The organism is Microbacterium enclense, from assembly GCF_004022425.1.
Classification (GTDB): Bacteria; Actinomycetota; Actinomycetes; order Actinomycetales; family Microbacteriaceae; genus Microbacterium; species Microbacterium enclense_A.
The window spans coordinates 1-15,803 of record NZ_RBZY01000036.1 but is presented as its reverse complement, the minus strand read 5'-3'; the positions used below and the strand labels follow the sequence as shown (position 1 = coordinate 15,803).

The window sequence follows — 15,803 nt, the reverse complement described above, 5'->3', positions numbered from 1 at the left end:
TCCTCGCCGGAAACGCTGCGGCACAGCGTTTCTCCGGAGGAACGGCGTTTATCGGTGTGGGGGTGCGCCTCCCTACGCCGTGCCGCCGCGATAGGCTGAAAGGCTGTGTCCGTCGAACCCGTCCTCGTTTACCCGCCCGAGCTGCCCGTCAGCGCCGCGCGGGAGGAGATCGCGCGCGCCATCCGCGACCACCAGGTCGTGATCGTCGCCGGCGCGACCGGGTCGGGCAAGACGACACAGCTGCCGAAGATCTGCCTCGAACTCGGCCGCACCTCCATCGCGCACACGCAGCCGCGCCGCATCGCCGCGCGGACCATCGCCGAACGCATCGCGGACGAGATGCAGGTTCCGCTCGGCTCGACCGTGGGCTACAAGGTGCGCTTCACCGACAAGGTGTCGGCGAACACCCGGGTCGCGCTCGTGACGGACGGCATCCTGCTCAACGAGATCCACCGCGACCGGCTGCTCCGCCGTTACGACACGATCATCGTCGACGAGGCGCACGAGCGCTCGCTCAACATCGACTTCCTGCTGGGATACCTGCGCCGAATCCTCCCGCAGCGGCCCGACCTCAAGGTGATCGTCACGTCGGCGACGATCGACCCCGAGAGCTTCGCGCGGCACTTCGCCGCGGGGCCGACGGAACCCGGCGGCGAGCCGGTGCCCGCGCCGGTCATCGAGGTGTCGGGGCGCACGTATCCGGTGGAGATCCGGTATCGGCCGGTCGACGGGGCGGACGAGGCTCCGGAAGACGACGGCGATTCCGACCCGGATGCCGACAGACCCACGCCGCCGCCGAAGAAAGTCCGGAGCCCGGCACAGGGCAAGCGCGACACCGACGACGTCGACGAGGTCGGCGCCGTCGTCGCGGCGCTGCGCGAACTCGACCGCGAGGCCCCGGGCGACGTGCTCGTCTTCTTCCCCGGCGAGGCCGAGATCCGGGACGCGGCGGATGCCATCCGCGGGGCGTACCAGAAGGATGCCGCCCCGACCGAGGTGCTCCCCCTGTACGGGCGCCTGTCCGCCGCGGAACAGCACCGGGTGTTCGAGCGCTCCACGGTCGCGGGAGTACGCCGCCGGGTCATCCTCGCCACGAACGTCGCCGAGACGAGCCTCACCGTGCCCGGCATCCGGTACGTGGTCGACACCGGCACCGCCCGCATCTCGCGGTACAGCAACCGTTCCAAGATCCAGCGGCTGCCGATCGAGGCCGTGTCGCAGGCGTCGGCGCAGCAGCGTTCGGGCCGCGCCGGGCGCACGTCTCCGGGCATCGCGATCCGGCTGTACTCCGAGGACGACTTCCACCGCCGCCCGGAGTACACCGAGCCGGAGATCCTGCGGACGTCCTTGGCATCCGTCATCCTCCAGATGCTGTCGCTGGGGTTCGGCGACATCCAGGCGTTCCCGTTCCTGACGCCGCCCGACTCCCGCGGCGTCAAGGCCGCGTTCGACCTGCTCGTCGAGCTCGGGGCAGTGAACCTCCCCGGCCGCGGCGACGAGCGCGGCCCGCGGCTCACGGGCATCGGCCGCGAGATCGCGCGGCTGCCGATCGACCCGCGCTTCGCCCGCATGCTGCTCGAGGCCCGGGGCGCCGACGTGCTGCCCGAGGTCATGGCGATCGTCGCCGGGATGTCGATCCAGGACGTCCGCGAACGCCCCGAGGACCGCCGCGAGGAGGCCGATCGGTTCCACGCGCGGTTCACCGACCCGACCAGCGACTTCCTCTCGCTGCTGAACCTGTGGGAGTACCTGCAGGAGAAGCAGGCCGAGCTCGGGTCGAGCGCGTTCCGGCGACTGTGCCGCAGCGAGCACCTCAACTACGTGCGCGTGCGCGAGTGGGTCGACGTCCACCGGCAGTTGTCGTCGCTGCTCGGGGCGGGGCGCGGGGAGGGCCGCGGGGGCGCGAACCCGCGCCGGACCGCGCCGCGGGACCGCGCGTCGCACGCCCCCGAAGGCCACGCCCAGGGGGATGCCATCCACCGCGCGATCCTGTCCGGACTCCTGTCGCACATCGGCATCCTCGATCCGCGCACGATCGCCGCGCCGAAGGACCGCAAGACGCCCGGCGACAGCCGCTCCACGAAGGGCGAGTACATCGGCGCCCGCGGTGCGCGGTTCGCGATCTTCCCCGGCTCCGGGCTGAAGAAGCGACGGCCCTCCGCGGTCATGGCCGCCGAGCTCGTCGAGACCTCGCGCCTGTTCGCCCGCACCGTCGCCGCGGTCGACCCGGCGTGGGCGGAAGAGCTGGCCCCCGACCTCGTGAAGCGGTCGCTGAGCGAGCCGCACTGGTCTAAGGATGCCGGCTCCGCCGCCGCCTACGAGAAGGTCACGCTGTTCGGGGTCGAGCTCGTCGGACGCCGACGCGTGCAGCTCGCGCGCTTCGACCGCCCGCTCGCGCGGGAGATGTTCGTGCGGCACGCGCTCGTCGAGGGCGAATGGGACCCCTCGGTGCTCGACAAGCGCCTCACGGCGTTCCTCCGGCGCAACCAGGAGCAGCGTCGCCTGCTCGAGAAGATCGAGGAGCGCGAGCGTCGCCGCGACATCCTCGTCGGCGACGAGGCGGTCTTCGCGTTCTACGACGCGCGCATCCCCGCCGACGTCACCGACGTCCGCTCGTTCGAGACCTGGTGGAAGGATGCCGCGAACCGCACGCCGCATCTCCTCGACCTGCGCGAGTCCGACCTCACCGGCGACCGCGCGCAGGGCGACGACCGGGCGTTCCCCGCGCGCTGGCGCCAGGGCGACCAGACGCTGAACCTCGCCTACCGCTTCGAACCCGGCGCCCCGGACGACGGGGTGACCGTGGTCGTGCCGCTGCCGCTCCTCGCACAGTTGCGACCTGACGGCTTCGACTGGCAGGTCCCGGGGATGCGCGACGAACTCGTCACGGCCCTGCTGCGGGCGCTGCCGAAGACGATCCGGCGCAACGTCGTGCCCGCCGCAGACTGGGCCGAGAAATTCAGCGCCGAGCTGGCCGAAAAGGGCCCCGAGCAGGCCGACGGCCTGCCGAGGACGACGCTCGTCGACGCTCTCGCGGCCCAGGTGCAGCGCGTCGCGAACCAGCGCGTGAGCGCCGCCGATTTCGAACTCGACCGCGTGCCAGGACACCTCATGATGTCGTTCCGCGCCGTCGACCCCCGCGGGCGCGCCGTCGGCTCGGACCGCGACCTGGGGTCGTTGCAACGCCGGCTCGCCGACCGCGCGCGCTCGAGTGTGGAGTCGACGATCGCGCGCCCTCCGGTGCGGACGGCCGCGGCGCGGGTCGCCGAGGCATCCCCCGCCTTCGCCTCGCGCTCGAAGCTCACGACCTGGGATGTCGACGAGCTCGCCGAGGTCGTCGACACCCCGGTCGCGGGCGGCGTCGTCCGCGGGTATCCCGCGCTCGTCGACGAGGGCGACAGCGTCGCGCTGCGTGTCGAGGCGACACCCGAGGACGCCGCGCGGCACACCCGTGCCGGCATCCGTCGACTGCTCCTCCTCGCCGTTCCCTCCCCTGCGTCGTACGTGCTCGACCACCTCACCGCGAACGAGAAGCTCGCCCTCGCCGCTTCGCCCTACCAGAACGCCAAGGCCCTCATCGAGGACGCGCGCGTCGCCGTCGCCGACGACGTCCTCCAGCGTGCGGCATCCACGGGGATCGTCCGCACGCGAGCGGAGTTCGAGCGCGTGCGCGACGCGTTCTCGGCCGCGTCGGTGGAACAGACCTTCCAGGCCGTGTCGCTCGTCGCGAAGATTCTGCTGGCGCAACGCGAGGTCGAGAGGGCGATGAAGGATGCCTCGTCGATCACGCTGCTCGGAGCGCTGAACGACGTACGCGGACAGCTGAAGGGCCTGATCTTCCCCGGGTTCATCTCCCGCACCGGCCTCGCCCGTCTGGCGCACCTCCCCCGGTACCTCGCCGGGGCACTGGAGCGGGTGAAGACGTTGCCCGACAACCCGGGTCGCGATCGACAGCGCATGACCGAGTACGAGCGCGGGGCCGCCGGCTTCGTCGAGGCCGGTGGGGTGCTCCCGTTGCCCGCCGACGCCCCGGCGCACCTCGTGCTGACGCGGTGGCTGCTCGAGGAGTACCGCGTGAGCCTCTTCGCCCAACGCCTCGGCACCGCGGAGCCGGTCTCCCCCCAGCGCCTCGCGAAGGCCCTGAAAAGCGCGTGAGGGGTCATTTTCTGTCGCCTGGATCGCTCTGCGGCGACAGAAAATGACCCCTCACGCGCAAGCGCGCTCAGGTGGTGCGCAGGGTCACCGAGCCCAGGGTGGCCTGCACCTCGACGCGCGGCGTCGCCTTGGGCGACGTCTGCAGGTCGCTGTCGACCGACCCCGGGCCGTCGCTCGTCAGGCGGTAGGTCTCGTTCGGGAGCCCTATGTCGGCGGAACCCGCCGTCACGTCGACCGTCGTGCGCGCCGGTGCCGCGCCGGTCAGATCGGCGGTGAGGTCACCGCCGGCGACCTCGAACGCCGCCTGCTCGGCCCCCTGGACGTCGGCCGTGACCGAGCCGCCGGCGACCGTGAGGCTCAGCGCGCTCGCGCCGCCCGACACGGTGGCGTTGCCGCCGGTGACCTGCACGTCGACCGCTCCGTAGTCGCCGGTGAGGTCGAGCGAGCCCCCGGCGACCTCGACGCGGAGATCGAGGGTCCGCCGCTCGAGCGACCGCGGAAGGGTCAGCGTAGCTTCCCCTCTCGAGTTCCAGTCCGCGAACGACCGCCGCGGGGACGAGACGTGCAGGGTGTCCCCCTGACGCTCCAGCCTCCACGCACCGGCCCCGCCGCCGGCGATCTCCGCCTCGGACACGTCGTCGAACGCGATCCGCAGCGCTCCTCCGGCGATGTTCACGTCGACGTCGCTGATCCCGCGGACATCGCTCTGCTGCAGCGGGGCACCCATCGACATCGCGCTGAGGTCCCTCGCCGCCGCAAAGCCGCTACTGACCAAGGTGCCGAGGATCACGCAGCCGCCCACGACGATGGTGCCGATCGCGACCGCGAGCGCGCCCTTCGAGCGTCGCGGGCCGGACACCGGCGCCGGAACGGGAGCAGGAGTCGGATGGAGGGGGGTCTGGACGCTCATGAGGATGCTCCGGTGGTGTCGTGGCCCAGGTGGACCAGGGCGGCGATGACGCGACGGTTCCCCGTCTCGTCCTGCTCGAGGCCGAGCTTGGTGAAGATCGCGGTGATGTACTTCTCGACGCTCGCCGGCGAGACGAACAGCGCCTGCGCGATCGCCTGGTTCGATCGGCCCTCGGCGATCAGGGCGAGCACGGCGCGCTCGCGCTCGGTCAGCGCCTGCAACCGGTCGTCGCGGCGGCGGCGGGCCAGCAACTGACCGACGACTTCGGGGTCGAGGACGGTCGCGCCCCCGGCGATGCGGGCGACGGCGTCGAGGAAGTCGCGGACGTCCGCGACGCGGTCCTTCAGCAGGTAGCCGAGCGAGCCCTGGCCGTCGGCGATGAGCTCGCTGGCGTACTCCTCTTCGACGTACTGCGAGAGCACGAGGACGGCGAGCCCAGGATGCCGCGATCTCAGCGAGATCGCCGCGCGGATGCCCTCGTCCGTCCAGGTCGGCGGAAGCCGCACATCCAGGATGCACAGGTCGGGGGCGGTGTCGTGCACGGCAGCGTCGAGACCGGAGGCGTCGGGAAGCGCGGCGACGACGTCGTGTCCGTCGTCGGCGAGGAGGCGGACGAGACCCTCGCGCAGCAGCACGGAATCTTCGCAGATCAGGATGCGCACGGGACCGTCACCTCCACCGACGTCGGACCGCCCTGCGGGCTGTCGATGCGCACGGTGCCGCCGGCCGCCGTGACGCGGTTGACGATGCCGTCGAGCCCACCGCCGGCGATGACGCGCGCGCCGCCGAGTCCGTCGTCCTCGACGCGCGCCCACAGCGACCCGTCGTCGCGCACGCGCACGTCGACCCGGCAGGCCCCCGCCCGTGAGTGCTTGGCGGCGTTCGTCAGCGCCTCGGCGATCGAGAAGTACACCGCGGCCTCGGCCGGACGGCTGCACCGGCGCGGCAGACGGACGTCGAGGGTCACGGGGATGTGCGATCGCGACGCGAGCGCCGAGAGGGCGGCATCCAATCCGCGATCCTCGAGGACGGACGCGTGGATGCCACGCGCCAGCTGCCGCAGTTCGGTGATGGCCGACTTGGTCGAGGCGTGGGCCTCGGCCACGAGCGCCTTGGCCGCCTCGGGGTCGTCGTCGATCTTGGTCTGGGCGAGTCCCAGGGTCATTCCGATGGACACGAGCCGCGGCTGGACGCCGTCGTGGAGGTCGCGTTCGATGCGGGTGCGCTCGACCTCGGCGGCGCGGACCGCGCCGGCACGCCGTGTGTCGGAGGTGCGCGCCTGCTCCTCGAGAAGAGCCTCGCGGGACGGCACGAGGATCGCGCGGGCCAGCACGCCGTGCAGCAGACCGAGCCCGACGATCGCTCCCAGAGCGACGAGGGCGACGAGAGCGCCCACGAGCGGCGCCGCGACCCCGTCGAGCGGCAGGAACCCGAACAGCGCCGCGCGCGCCCACCCGAAGATCGGACTGACGACCAGGGCGAGCCCCCACGCGACGGACCCGACGAGAACCAGCGTGACCAGTCCCAGCACCGTCGACACGGTGAAGGACGCGACCGCCCGCCACTGTCGCGGATCGATCGCCTGCAGCCAGACGGTGTGCAGCACACCGACGAACCCGGACTTGGGGCTGCGCCGCACGCGCAGCGCGGGAAGGTCGAAGCCGTACAGTCCGTCGAGTCTGGCCTGCTCGAACCACGCGACGGCGAACAGCGCGTACACGAGCCCGACGAGCAGGACGACGCCGATGAGGACGGCGAAGAGAAGCCCGACGCCGGCGCCGAGCAGGCTGAACAACCCGCCGAAGACGATGGGTCCGATCGCGCCGAGCGCCGCGAGCTGGGCGATCGCCCCGGCCACCTGGCCGGGCGACGAGATGCGCACGGCCGTCGGCGGCACGGCCCTCGGGGGTGCGGGGAGCGTAGGCGGCGGAGGCGGAGGAAGGACGGATGCCGTGGTCATGTGTTCCACGGTAGGACTCCGCCCAGCCCCGGTCAGCAGGGCCAACCCGCCTCCTCGTTCGGGTTTTCCCGAAACGACGGACGCCCCGCCGCACGAGGCGACGGGGCGTCCGAGAAGGAGCGGATCGATCAACCGCGGGTGCGGTTCTTGTTCCACACGTCGAAGGCCACGGCCAGCAGCAGCACGAGACCCTTGATGAACTGCTGGACGTCTGTCGAGATGCCCATGAGCGACATGCCGTTGTTGAGCACACCCATGACGAGACCACCGGCGATCGCGCCGACCACACGGCCGACACCACCCTGGACGGCGGCGCCACCGATGAACGAGGCGGCGATGGCATCCAGTTCGAAGAGGTTTCCGGCGCCGGGGCCGGCCGAGTTCAGGCGACCCGTGAAGACGATGCCGGCGAGGGCTGCCAGCACACCCATGTTGACGAACAGCAGGAAGTCGACGCGGCGCGTGTTGATGCCCGACAGCTTCGCGGCGGTGCGGTTGCCACCGATCGCGTAGATGTGACGGCCGAACACGCTGCGGCTCATGACCGTCGAGTACCCGATGACGAGGATCGCCAGCACGACGAGCACGATCGGGGTGCCGCGCGAACCGGGGGCCACGCCCAGCAGGTAGGTGAGGTAGGCGATGAGCGCGCCGCCACCGATGATCTTGAACAGGAACCACACCTGCGGCTCGTTCTGCAGTTCGAGCGCGGCACGCTTGGCGCGCTGGCGGAACTGGGAGAAGACGAACAGCACGAGGGTCAGCGCGCCGAGGGCCACCGTGATCCACTCCGCCGGCGACGACGCGGCCGGGAAGAGATCGGGGAACAGGTAGCCGCCACCGAGCTGGCGGTACTCGGTCGGGAACGGGGTGATCTGCGTGTTGCCCAGCGTCATCTGCGTGAGGCCGCGGAACAGCAGCATGCCGGCGAGCGTCACGATGAACGCCGGTATTCCGACGTACGCCACCCAGAAGCCCTGCCACATGCCGACCACCGCCCCGAGGACGAGGGAGAGCAGGATGCCGAGCCACCAGGGCAGACCCCACTGCACGATGAGCACGCCCGAGACGGCGCCCACGAACGCGGCGACGGAGCCGACCGACAGGTCGATGTGGCCGGCGATGATGATCATCACCATGCCGATCGCGAGGATCAGGATGTAGCTGTTCTGAACGATGATGTTCGAGACGTTGCCCGCAGTGAGCAGACGGCCGCCCGTGAGGGCCTGGAACAGCAGCACGATCACGATCAGCGCGATGAAGATGCCGATCTCGCGCAGGCGCGACGCGAAGAACTGAACGAGGGTGCTGGCTCCCCCGGCACCGCCGCCGACGGGGCCCTTCGGCGTCGCCGGACCCGCCTGGGTCGCGGTGTTGTTAAGCGCTGACATGGTCGGCTTCCTTCTCCTTCGTCATGAGCACCATGAGGGCCTCGGGTGTGGCCTCTTCGATGGGCAGCTGGCCGGTGATGTGGCCTTCGCTGAGGGTGTAGATGCGGTCGCAGATGCCGAGCAGCTCGGGAAGCTCCGACGAGATCACGAGCACCCCCTTGCCCTGCGCCGCGAGGGAATTGATGATCGTGTAGATCTCGTACTTCGCACCCACGTCGATGCCGCGGGTCGGCTCGTCGAGGATCAGCACCTCCGGGTCGGAGAACAGCCACTGCGACAGCACGACCTTCTGCTGGTTGCCGCCCGAGAGCTTGCCCACGACCACGTCGACGCTGGGAGCCTTGATGTTCATCGAGGTGCGGTAGCGGTTCGCGACGAGGTACTCCTCGTCCCCGTCGACCCAGCCGCCCTTCGCGAGCTTGCGCATGCCGGCGAGCGAGATGTTGCGCTTGATGGTGTCGATGAGGTTGAGCCCGGCACCCTTGCGATCCTCGGTGACGTAGGCGAGACCGCTGCGGATCGCGGCGGGGACCGTGGTGGTGTCCGCCTTCTGCCCGCGGATGTAGACGTTGCCCGTGATGCGCGAGCCGAAGCTCTTGCCGAACACGCTCATGGCGAGCTCGGTGCGGCCGGCGCCCATGAGACCGGCGATACCGACGACCTCGCCGGCGCGCACGTTCAGGTTCGCCTCGTGGATGACGACACGGTTGGCATCCGCGGGGTGATGCACGGTCCAGTCCTCGATGCGCAGCACTTCTTCGCCGATCTCGACGTCGCGGTCCGGGTACCGGTTCTCGAGCTCGCGTCCGACCATGCCGCGGATGATGCGGTCCTCGCTCGTCCCGCCGGTGGCCACGTCCAGCGTCTCGATCGTGCGACCGTCGCGGATGATGGTGACCTCGTCGGCGATCGCGCGGATCTCGTTGAGCTTGTGGCTGATGATGATCGACGTGATCCCCTGCCCCTTGAGGTGGCGGATCAGGTCGAGCAGGTGCTCGGAGTCGTCGTCGTTCAGGGCGGCGGTCGGCTCGTCGAGGATGAGGAGCTTCACGTCCTTCGACAGCGCCTTGGCGATCTCGACGAGCTGCTGCTTTCCGACGCCGATCTCGTTCACGGGGACGTCGGGGCTGTCGCCGAGACCCACGCGGGCCAGGAGCTTCGCGGCCTCTTTGTTCGTGGCATCCCAGTCGATGAGACCGCGGTGCGTGANACGGTCAGCGACACGTCCGCCAGGGCGATGACGCCGGGGAACTCCTTGGTGATCGAGCGCATCTCGAGGATGGTGCTCACGAGGTCCTCCTTGCAGGGCCGGCTCCAGGCCGGGTGGGGATGAGGGGAACAGGGGCCTCCGCCGCGACCGAACGGGCGGTCGCGGCGGAGGCGGGACGGGAGGGCCGCAGCCCTCCCGCGGGGATCACTTCAGGTCGTCTTCGGTGTAGTAACCGCTGTCGACGAGGACCTGCTCGTAGTTGTCGAGCGTGACGATCGTCGACTCGAGCAGGTACGACGGAACGACCTTCTCGCCGTTGTCGTACGTCTCGGTGTCGTTGACCTCGGGCTCCTCGCCCTTGCGGATGTCGTCGACCATGGTCACGGCCTGCTTCGCGAGCTCGCGCGTGTCTTTGAAGATCGTCGAGTACTGCTCGCCCGCGATGATCGACTTGATCGAGCCGACCTCGGCGTCCTGACCGGTGATGACCGGCAGCGCGTTGGCCGCGTAACCGCCCGAGGTCAGGGCCGAGATGATGCCGATCGACAGGCCGTCGTAGGGCGAGAGCACGCCGTCGAGCTTGGTGTCGCCGATGACCGTGAGGATGTTCTCCATGCGCTCCTGCGCGGTCTCGGGCAGCCAGCGCAGGATCGCGGCCTGACCGAACTCCGTCTGACCGGAGGGAACCGTGATGACACCCGAGTCCATGTAGGGCTTGAGGGTCTCCATGGCGCCGTTCCAGAAGAACGTGGCGTTGTTGTCGTCGGGGCTACCGGCGAACAGCTCGACGTTGAACGGACCGGTCGCGCCCGTCTCGGCGCCCGACTCGTCGAGGATGCCGAGGCCCGTGAGCAGCGACGTCGCCTGCTGCACGCCGACCTGGAAGTTGTCGAACGTCGTGTAGTAGTCGACGTTCTCCGTGCCGTTGATGAGGCGGTCGTACGCGATGACGGGGATCTGCGCGTCGGCGGCCTGCTGGAGCACGTCGGTGAGCGTGGTGCCGTCGATCGAGGCGATGATCAGGGCCTTGGCGCCCGAGGTGATCATGTTCTCGATCTGTGAGACCTGGGTGGGGATGTCGTCGTTGGCGTACTGCAGGTCGACCTGGTAGCCGAGTTCCTCGAGCTGCGACTTGACGTTGTTGCCGTCGGCGATCCACCGCTCGGACTGCTGCGTCGGCATGGCGACACCGATGATGCCGCCCTCCTCCTGCGCGTCGCCGCTGCCGGCGCCGGTGCGGTCGCCCGCGCAGCCCGCGAGACCGATGCCGAGCGCGAGGACGCCCGCTCCCGCGACTGCCTTGAGCATGCTGTGCTTCTTCACTCTGGTTCCCTTCGTTGGGTTGGATGTCCACGGTCGCTCCGCACGGAGCCCACCGCTTCAGCGCGGACGGCACGCCGACACGCGGCCGGCGGGGCGAAACGAGGCCGGTCGGCGAAGCGGGGTACGCGTCGTTCGAAACGTCTTCGTCTCGACGGAGTCGCTCCGCAGCGAGTCCCGTCGGCGTGGTGTGGCAGTCATGTGACCGTTCACATTGTGTGTGTGATGCTACCCCCGGTATCGCTGCTGCTGTCAAGTCCCGCTGCGTTCGCCGACCAGCCGTTGCCAAACCGTGACGTGCTAGCGGCTGGGCGGAGCCGTCGACGAGCGCACGATCAGACGCAGGTGATCGGGCTCGGGAATGGGCTGACCGTCCTGGGAAACTCCCAGCTCGGCGAGGAGATCCCACACCGCGCGCTGGCCGATGCCGGCGAAGTCCTGGCGCACGGTCGTCAGCGGCGGCCAGAGGTGCGCCGCCTCGGGGACGTCGTCGAACCCGACCACCGAGATGTCCTCGGGAACGCTTCGTCCGATGGCTCGAACGGCGTGCATGAACCCGAGGGCCATGTGGTCGTTGCCGGCGAACACCGCCGTGGCATCCTCGGTCCGGAGCAGTTCGAGCCCTGCCTCGAAGCCGAACTGGGCGGTCCAGTCCCCCAGCACGGGCGGGCGCGGCGACAGATCCTGCGCGTCCATCTCGGCGAGGTACCCGCGCATGCGGTGGTCGGCCTCGAGCCAGTCGCGCGGTCCCGCGATGTGCAGGATGCGCGTGTGCCCCAGGTCCGCCAGGTGGCGGACGGCCGCGCGCGCACCCGCCACCTGGTCGTTGAAGGTCGCCGTCGGCGCGGACGATCCGGTGGACGAGACGATCCGCACGGGGACCGGGAGCTGCATCTCATCGAGGATCGGAACGACACGGGTCTGCGGCGCTACGGCGATCAGCCCCTCGATGGACTGCTGCATGAGGTGATCGATCGAGGCGCGCACATCGTCCGGCGCGCTCGTGCCGAGGTTGGTGACGGTTAGCCGGTAGCCGGCGCGACGGGCGGCCGACTCCACCGCCAGCACCATCGCCGACGTGCCGTGGGTGGTCGCCCGCGGCCCCAGCACACCGATGAGCCGCGTCCGACTCGTGGCGAGAGCGCGCGCGGCCTGGTTCGGCACGAACTTGAGTTCGGCGATCGCCTCCCGCACGCGGGCGGCGGTCTCGGGCCGCAGCTGCGGGCTGTTGTTGATGACGCGCGAAACGGTCTGGTACGACACCCCGGCCAGACGTGCCACGTCACGGATGCTCGGGGCCTTGGCCGCGGCATCCGGGATGTCGGTCTCGCTCATCGATCTCGCCTCTTTGCGTGGCCGATCGCGTCGTGACCGGTCACACGAGAATAACCGACGTGCGCGCGTCGCCGCGTCTGCTGCCCCCGGCAGCGAGACGGCACGCGGCCGACAGGACAGCCGCAGCCCGCGGCGGAGCCGTCAGCAGCGTGCAGTCTCGCGGGATCGCCGGGGCGTTCGGAGGCTCAGGATGCCAGCAGCGCGCGGTAGAAGCGGATGCCGCGGAGCCACACCTCGACGCGGATCCGCTCGTCCGGGGCGTGCAGGGCGTCGCGCTCCGCACGCGTGAGGTGGAACGGCGCGAAGCGGTACACGTGCTCGGTGAGGCCGGTGTAGAAGCGGCTGTCGCTCGCCCCGAGCTGCAGGTACGGCAGCGGGACCACGTCGTCGCCGAGCGTCTCCCCGACCGCGGCCGAGAGCCGGCGCCACGCGGGACCCCGCCAGGGCGACACGGTCGACGGATCGCCGCCGTGGCGGAGTTCGATGTCGATGAGAGGGTCGGCGATGGCGCGGCGCAGGTGCACCGCGGCATCCGAGATCGTCTCTCCCGGGAGCATCCGAACGTTGACGGTCGCGCGCGCGGTCGTCGCCAAGACGTTGTCTCCCGCCGACCCCTCCAACCGCGTCACGACCGCGGTCGTACGGACCAGGGCATTGGTCTCGGGACCGAGGGCCGCGAACACCGCGGTCAGCGCGGGTGCGGTCACCGCGGAGCGGCGGAAGAGCGTCCCGAGCGGCTCGGTCGCGTGGGCAGCGGCGGTCGCGAGCATCGCGCGCACCGGGGGGACGAGCCGGCGGGGGAAGGGCCGTCGCCGCACCCGGTCGATCGCCCGCGCGAGCCGGGCCGTGGCCGGGAAGGCGGGCGGCGTCGAGGCGTGCCCGCCCGCCTCGCGCGCGATGAGTTCGAAGGTCGCGGTGCCGCGTTCGGCGACACCGATCATCGCCGTGGGTGCCGCGACACCGGGGAGGGCTCCGTCGACGACGGCGCCGCCCTCGTCGAGAACGAGAGCCGGCCGGACGCCGCGTTCAGCCAGGACCGCGGCCATCGCGCGCGCTCCCGTGCCCACGGTCTCCTCGTCGTGCCCGAAGGCGAGCCACACATCGGTGCGCGGAACCACCCCGTCGGCCAGGGACTCCTCGACCGCCTCCATGATCGCCACCAGCGCGCCCTTGTCATCGATCGCGCCGCGGGCGTAGAGCGTGGCCTGCGCCCCCTCCCCCTCGACGACCGCGGCGAACGGGTCGCGCGTCCACCGCTGTCCCGCGGTGTCGACGACGTCCTGGTGAGCGAGCAGCAGCAGCGGGGCGGCGGTGGTGCTCCCCCGCCAGCGGTACAGCAGCGAATGGCCAGCGACCACGTCGCGATCCAGGTGCTGATGCGCGAGGGGGTAGAGCCGCGCGAGCGCGGCATGGAACTCGTCGAACCGCGCGGTGTCCGTGAGCGCGGGGTCGACGTGCGACACGGTGGGGATGGCCAACAGCTCGCGGAAGCGCTCGACGGGCGTCATGACGCGAGCCTACGCGGGCGGCATCCGTCCCTCCCGCTTCGTGGGGCGTCCGCCGCGCGACAGGGCCCGGCGCCCGCCGATACGGTGGAGCCATGACTGGACTGCACTGGGGCATCCTCGCCACCGGCGGCATCGCGCACGCCTTCACCTCCGACCTTCGCACCGCGGGCCTCGACGTCACCGCCGTCGGCTCGCGCTCGATCGACAGCGCACGGAAATTCGCGGCGGAGTACGACATCCCGCACGCGCACGGCTCGTACGACGACCTCGTCGCCGACCCCGACGTCGACATCATCTACATCGCCACCCCGCACCCGGGACACGTCGACACGGCGCTGCTCGCGCTCGACCACGGCAAGCACGTCCTGGTCGAGAAGCCCTTCACGCTCAACGCCGACGAGGCCGCGCGTATCCGCGACCGCGCGGCCGAGAAGGGCCTGCTCGCGATGGAGGCCATGTGGACGCGGTACCTGCCGCACATGGCGCGCATCCGCGAGATCATCGCCGCGGGCACGCTCGGCGAGGTCCGCGTGGTCTCGGCCGACCACACCCAGAAGATCTCCACCGACCCGCAGCACCGCCTGAACTCACTCGAGCTGGGCGGCGGAGCACTGCTCGACCTCGGCATCTACCCGATCTCGTTCGCCGTCGACGTGCTGGGCCTCCCCGAGCGCATCACGGCTCTCGCACGCCTCTCGGACGCGGGCAGCGACGCCGAGGTCGCGACGGTGTTCGCCCACCCCGGTGGAGCGGTCTCGACGACCGTGTCGTCCTCCCGCGGCGCGGGAACGAACGTGGCGCAGATCGTCGGCACCGAGGCGCGGATCGAGATCGACCGCGTCTGGTACACGCCCACCACGTTTCGGGTCGTCGGACCCGACGGCGGCGTCCTGGAGGAGTTCGACGGGGCGGTAGACGGTCGTGGCATGCAGTTCCAGGCGCTGGCCGCGGAGCGGCTCGTGGCCGAGGGCGCGACGTCGAGCGATGTGCTGTCGATCGACGACACGGTCGCGATCATGCGTGTGCTTGACGAAGTCCGCCGACAGATCGGTGTGGTGTACCCCGGCGAGCACTGAGCGGGCTACCCGTCGCGCGCTGCGACGGGAGAGACTGGAGGCATGCCCGACACTCAGAGCGCCCGCGTCGCCGTCTATCTCGACTTCGACAACATCGTGATGTCCTGGTACGACCGGGTGCACGGGCGCAACGCGTACTCGCGCGACCGGCAGAAGATCGCCGAGAACCCGATCGAGCCAGAGATCGCCGAGCGCTTGACGAAGGCCACGATCGACGTGGGCGCGATCATCGACTACGCGGCATCCTTCGGCACGCTCGTCCTGACCCGCGCGTACGCCGACTGGTCGGCGCCCGTGAACTCCGAGTACCGGTCGCAACTCGTCGCCCGCGCCGTCGACCTGGTGCAGTTGTTTCCCGCCGCGGCATACGCCAAGAACGGCGCCGACATCCGCCTCGCGGTGGATGCCGTGGAGGACATGTTCCGCCTCCCCGACCTGTCGCACGTCGTGATCGTGGCCGGAGACAGCGACTACGTGCCCCTCGCGCAGCGGTGCAAGCGCCTCGGACGGTACGTCGTGGGCGTCGGCGTCGCCGGCTCGACCGCGAAATCGCTCGCCTCGGCGTGCGACCGGTTCGACAACTACGACGCGCTGCCCGGCATCCCGAAACTGGCGGACACGAAGAAGGAGGCCCCGACGTCGCGGCCACGCGCCCGCAAGCGCTCGCAGGACCCAGCCGTCAACCTCCTCGAACGCGCGATGCAGCTCGAGGGCGAGCGGGCCGACGGCGAATGGCTGCACGCCTCGGCCGTCAAAGACCTCATGAAGCGCCTGGATCCCTCGTTCAGTGAGAAGGCGCTCGGGTTCCGCAGCTTCTCGGACTTCCTGAAGGCCCAGACCGAGCACGTCGAGGTCGACGAGGACTCGAACATCGTGCAGGTGCGGGCGGTCGCTCGCGCCGCGTGACCGGCGCCGCGCCGCGCGCGTCAGCGTCAGCG

10 protein-coding genes and 1 pseudogene are annotated in these 15,803 nt (G+C 70.6%); 3 read left to right on the top strand and 8 right to left on the bottom strand.

Annotated features, from left to right (window positions below):
- The first annotated feature begins 105 nt into the window (after window positions 1-105).
- Window positions 106-4,155 (top strand): ATP-dependent RNA helicase HrpA, encoded by a 4,050-nt coding sequence (gene hrpA, locus D8Y23_RS10730; RefSeq protein WP_128218135.1) that lies wholly within the window; start codon window positions 106-108, stop codon window positions 4,153-4,155.
- Between the two features lie 67 nt (window positions 4,156-4,222).
- Here hrpA and D8Y23_RS10725 read toward each other — a convergent pair whose 3' ends face one another.
- From D8Y23_RS10725 to D8Y23_RS10690, 8 genes and pseudogenes are all read right to left on the bottom strand, one after another.
- Window positions 4,223-5,065, bottom strand: coding sequence for a hypothetical protein (locus tag D8Y23_RS10725; RefSeq protein WP_128218134.1), 843 nt, complete (start codon window positions 5,063-5,065; stop codon window positions 4,223-4,225).
- Window positions 5,062-5,727 carry a LuxR C-terminal-related transcriptional regulator gene (locus tag D8Y23_RS10720; RefSeq protein WP_128218133.1) on the bottom strand — a complete coding sequence of 222 codons (666 nt, stop codon included), beginning with the start codon at window positions 5,725-5,727 and terminating at the stop codon, window positions 5,062-5,064. The genes D8Y23_RS10725 and D8Y23_RS10720 overlap by 4 nt, the downstream gene beginning before the upstream one ends.
- Window positions 5,715-7,025 carry a sensor histidine kinase gene (locus D8Y23_RS10715; protein ID WP_128218132.1) on the bottom strand — a complete coding sequence of 437 codons (1,311 nt, stop codon included), beginning with the start codon at window positions 7,023-7,025 and terminating at the stop codon, window positions 5,715-5,717. Before D8Y23_RS10715 ends, D8Y23_RS10720 begins: the two co-directional genes overlap by 13 nt.
- Before the next feature lie 128 nt (window positions 7,026-7,153).
- The gene (mmsB, locus tag D8Y23_RS10710; RefSeq protein WP_240663873.1) at window positions 7,154-8,416 is read right to left on the bottom strand and encodes a multiple monosaccharide ABC transporter permease; all 1,263 of its coding nucleotides are present in this window, start codon (window positions 8,414-8,416) and stop codon (window positions 7,154-7,156) included.
- Window positions 8,403-9,614 (bottom strand): annotated as a pseudogene (locus D8Y23_RS10705) (ATP-binding cassette domain-containing protein); the annotation flags it as partial. The gene mmsB and the pseudogene D8Y23_RS10705, both read right to left, overlap by 14 nt.
- A 216-nt stretch (window positions 9,615-9,830) precedes the next feature.
- The gene (chvE, locus tag D8Y23_RS10700; RefSeq protein ID WP_128218130.1) at window positions 9,831-10,934 is read right to left on the bottom strand and encodes a multiple monosaccharide ABC transporter substrate-binding protein; all 1,104 of its coding nucleotides are present in this window, start codon (window positions 10,932-10,934) and stop codon (window positions 9,831-9,833) included.
- Between the two features lie 312 nt (window positions 10,935-11,246).
- The gene (locus D8Y23_RS10695; RefSeq protein WP_128218129.1) at window positions 11,247-12,281 is read right to left on the bottom strand and encodes a LacI family DNA-binding transcriptional regulator; all 1,035 of its coding nucleotides are present in this window, start codon (window positions 12,279-12,281) and stop codon (window positions 11,247-11,249) included.
- 185 nt (window positions 12,282-12,466) lie between these two features.
- Window positions 12,467-13,789, bottom strand: coding sequence for a M20/M25/M40 family metallo-hydrolase (locus tag D8Y23_RS10690; protein ID WP_128218128.1), 1,323 nt, complete (start codon window positions 13,787-13,789; stop codon window positions 12,467-12,469).
- A gap of 92 nt (window positions 13,790-13,881) precedes the next feature.
- Between D8Y23_RS10690 and D8Y23_RS10685 the strand changes: the two genes are divergently transcribed.
- Both D8Y23_RS10685 and D8Y23_RS10680 read left to right on the top strand, forming a co-directional pair.
- The gene (locus D8Y23_RS10685) at window positions 13,882-14,865 is read left to right on the top strand and encodes a Gfo/Idh/MocA family protein (RefSeq protein ID WP_128218127.1); all 984 of its coding nucleotides are present in this window, start codon (window positions 13,882-13,884) and stop codon (window positions 14,863-14,865) included.
- A gap of 42 nt (window positions 14,866-14,907) precedes the next feature.
- Window positions 14,908-15,771 carry an NYN domain-containing protein gene (locus D8Y23_RS10680; RefSeq protein WP_128218126.1) on the top strand — a complete coding sequence of 288 codons (864 nt, stop codon included), beginning with the start codon at window positions 14,908-14,910 and terminating at the stop codon, window positions 15,769-15,771.
- Window positions 15,772-15,803 lie beyond the last annotated feature (32 nt).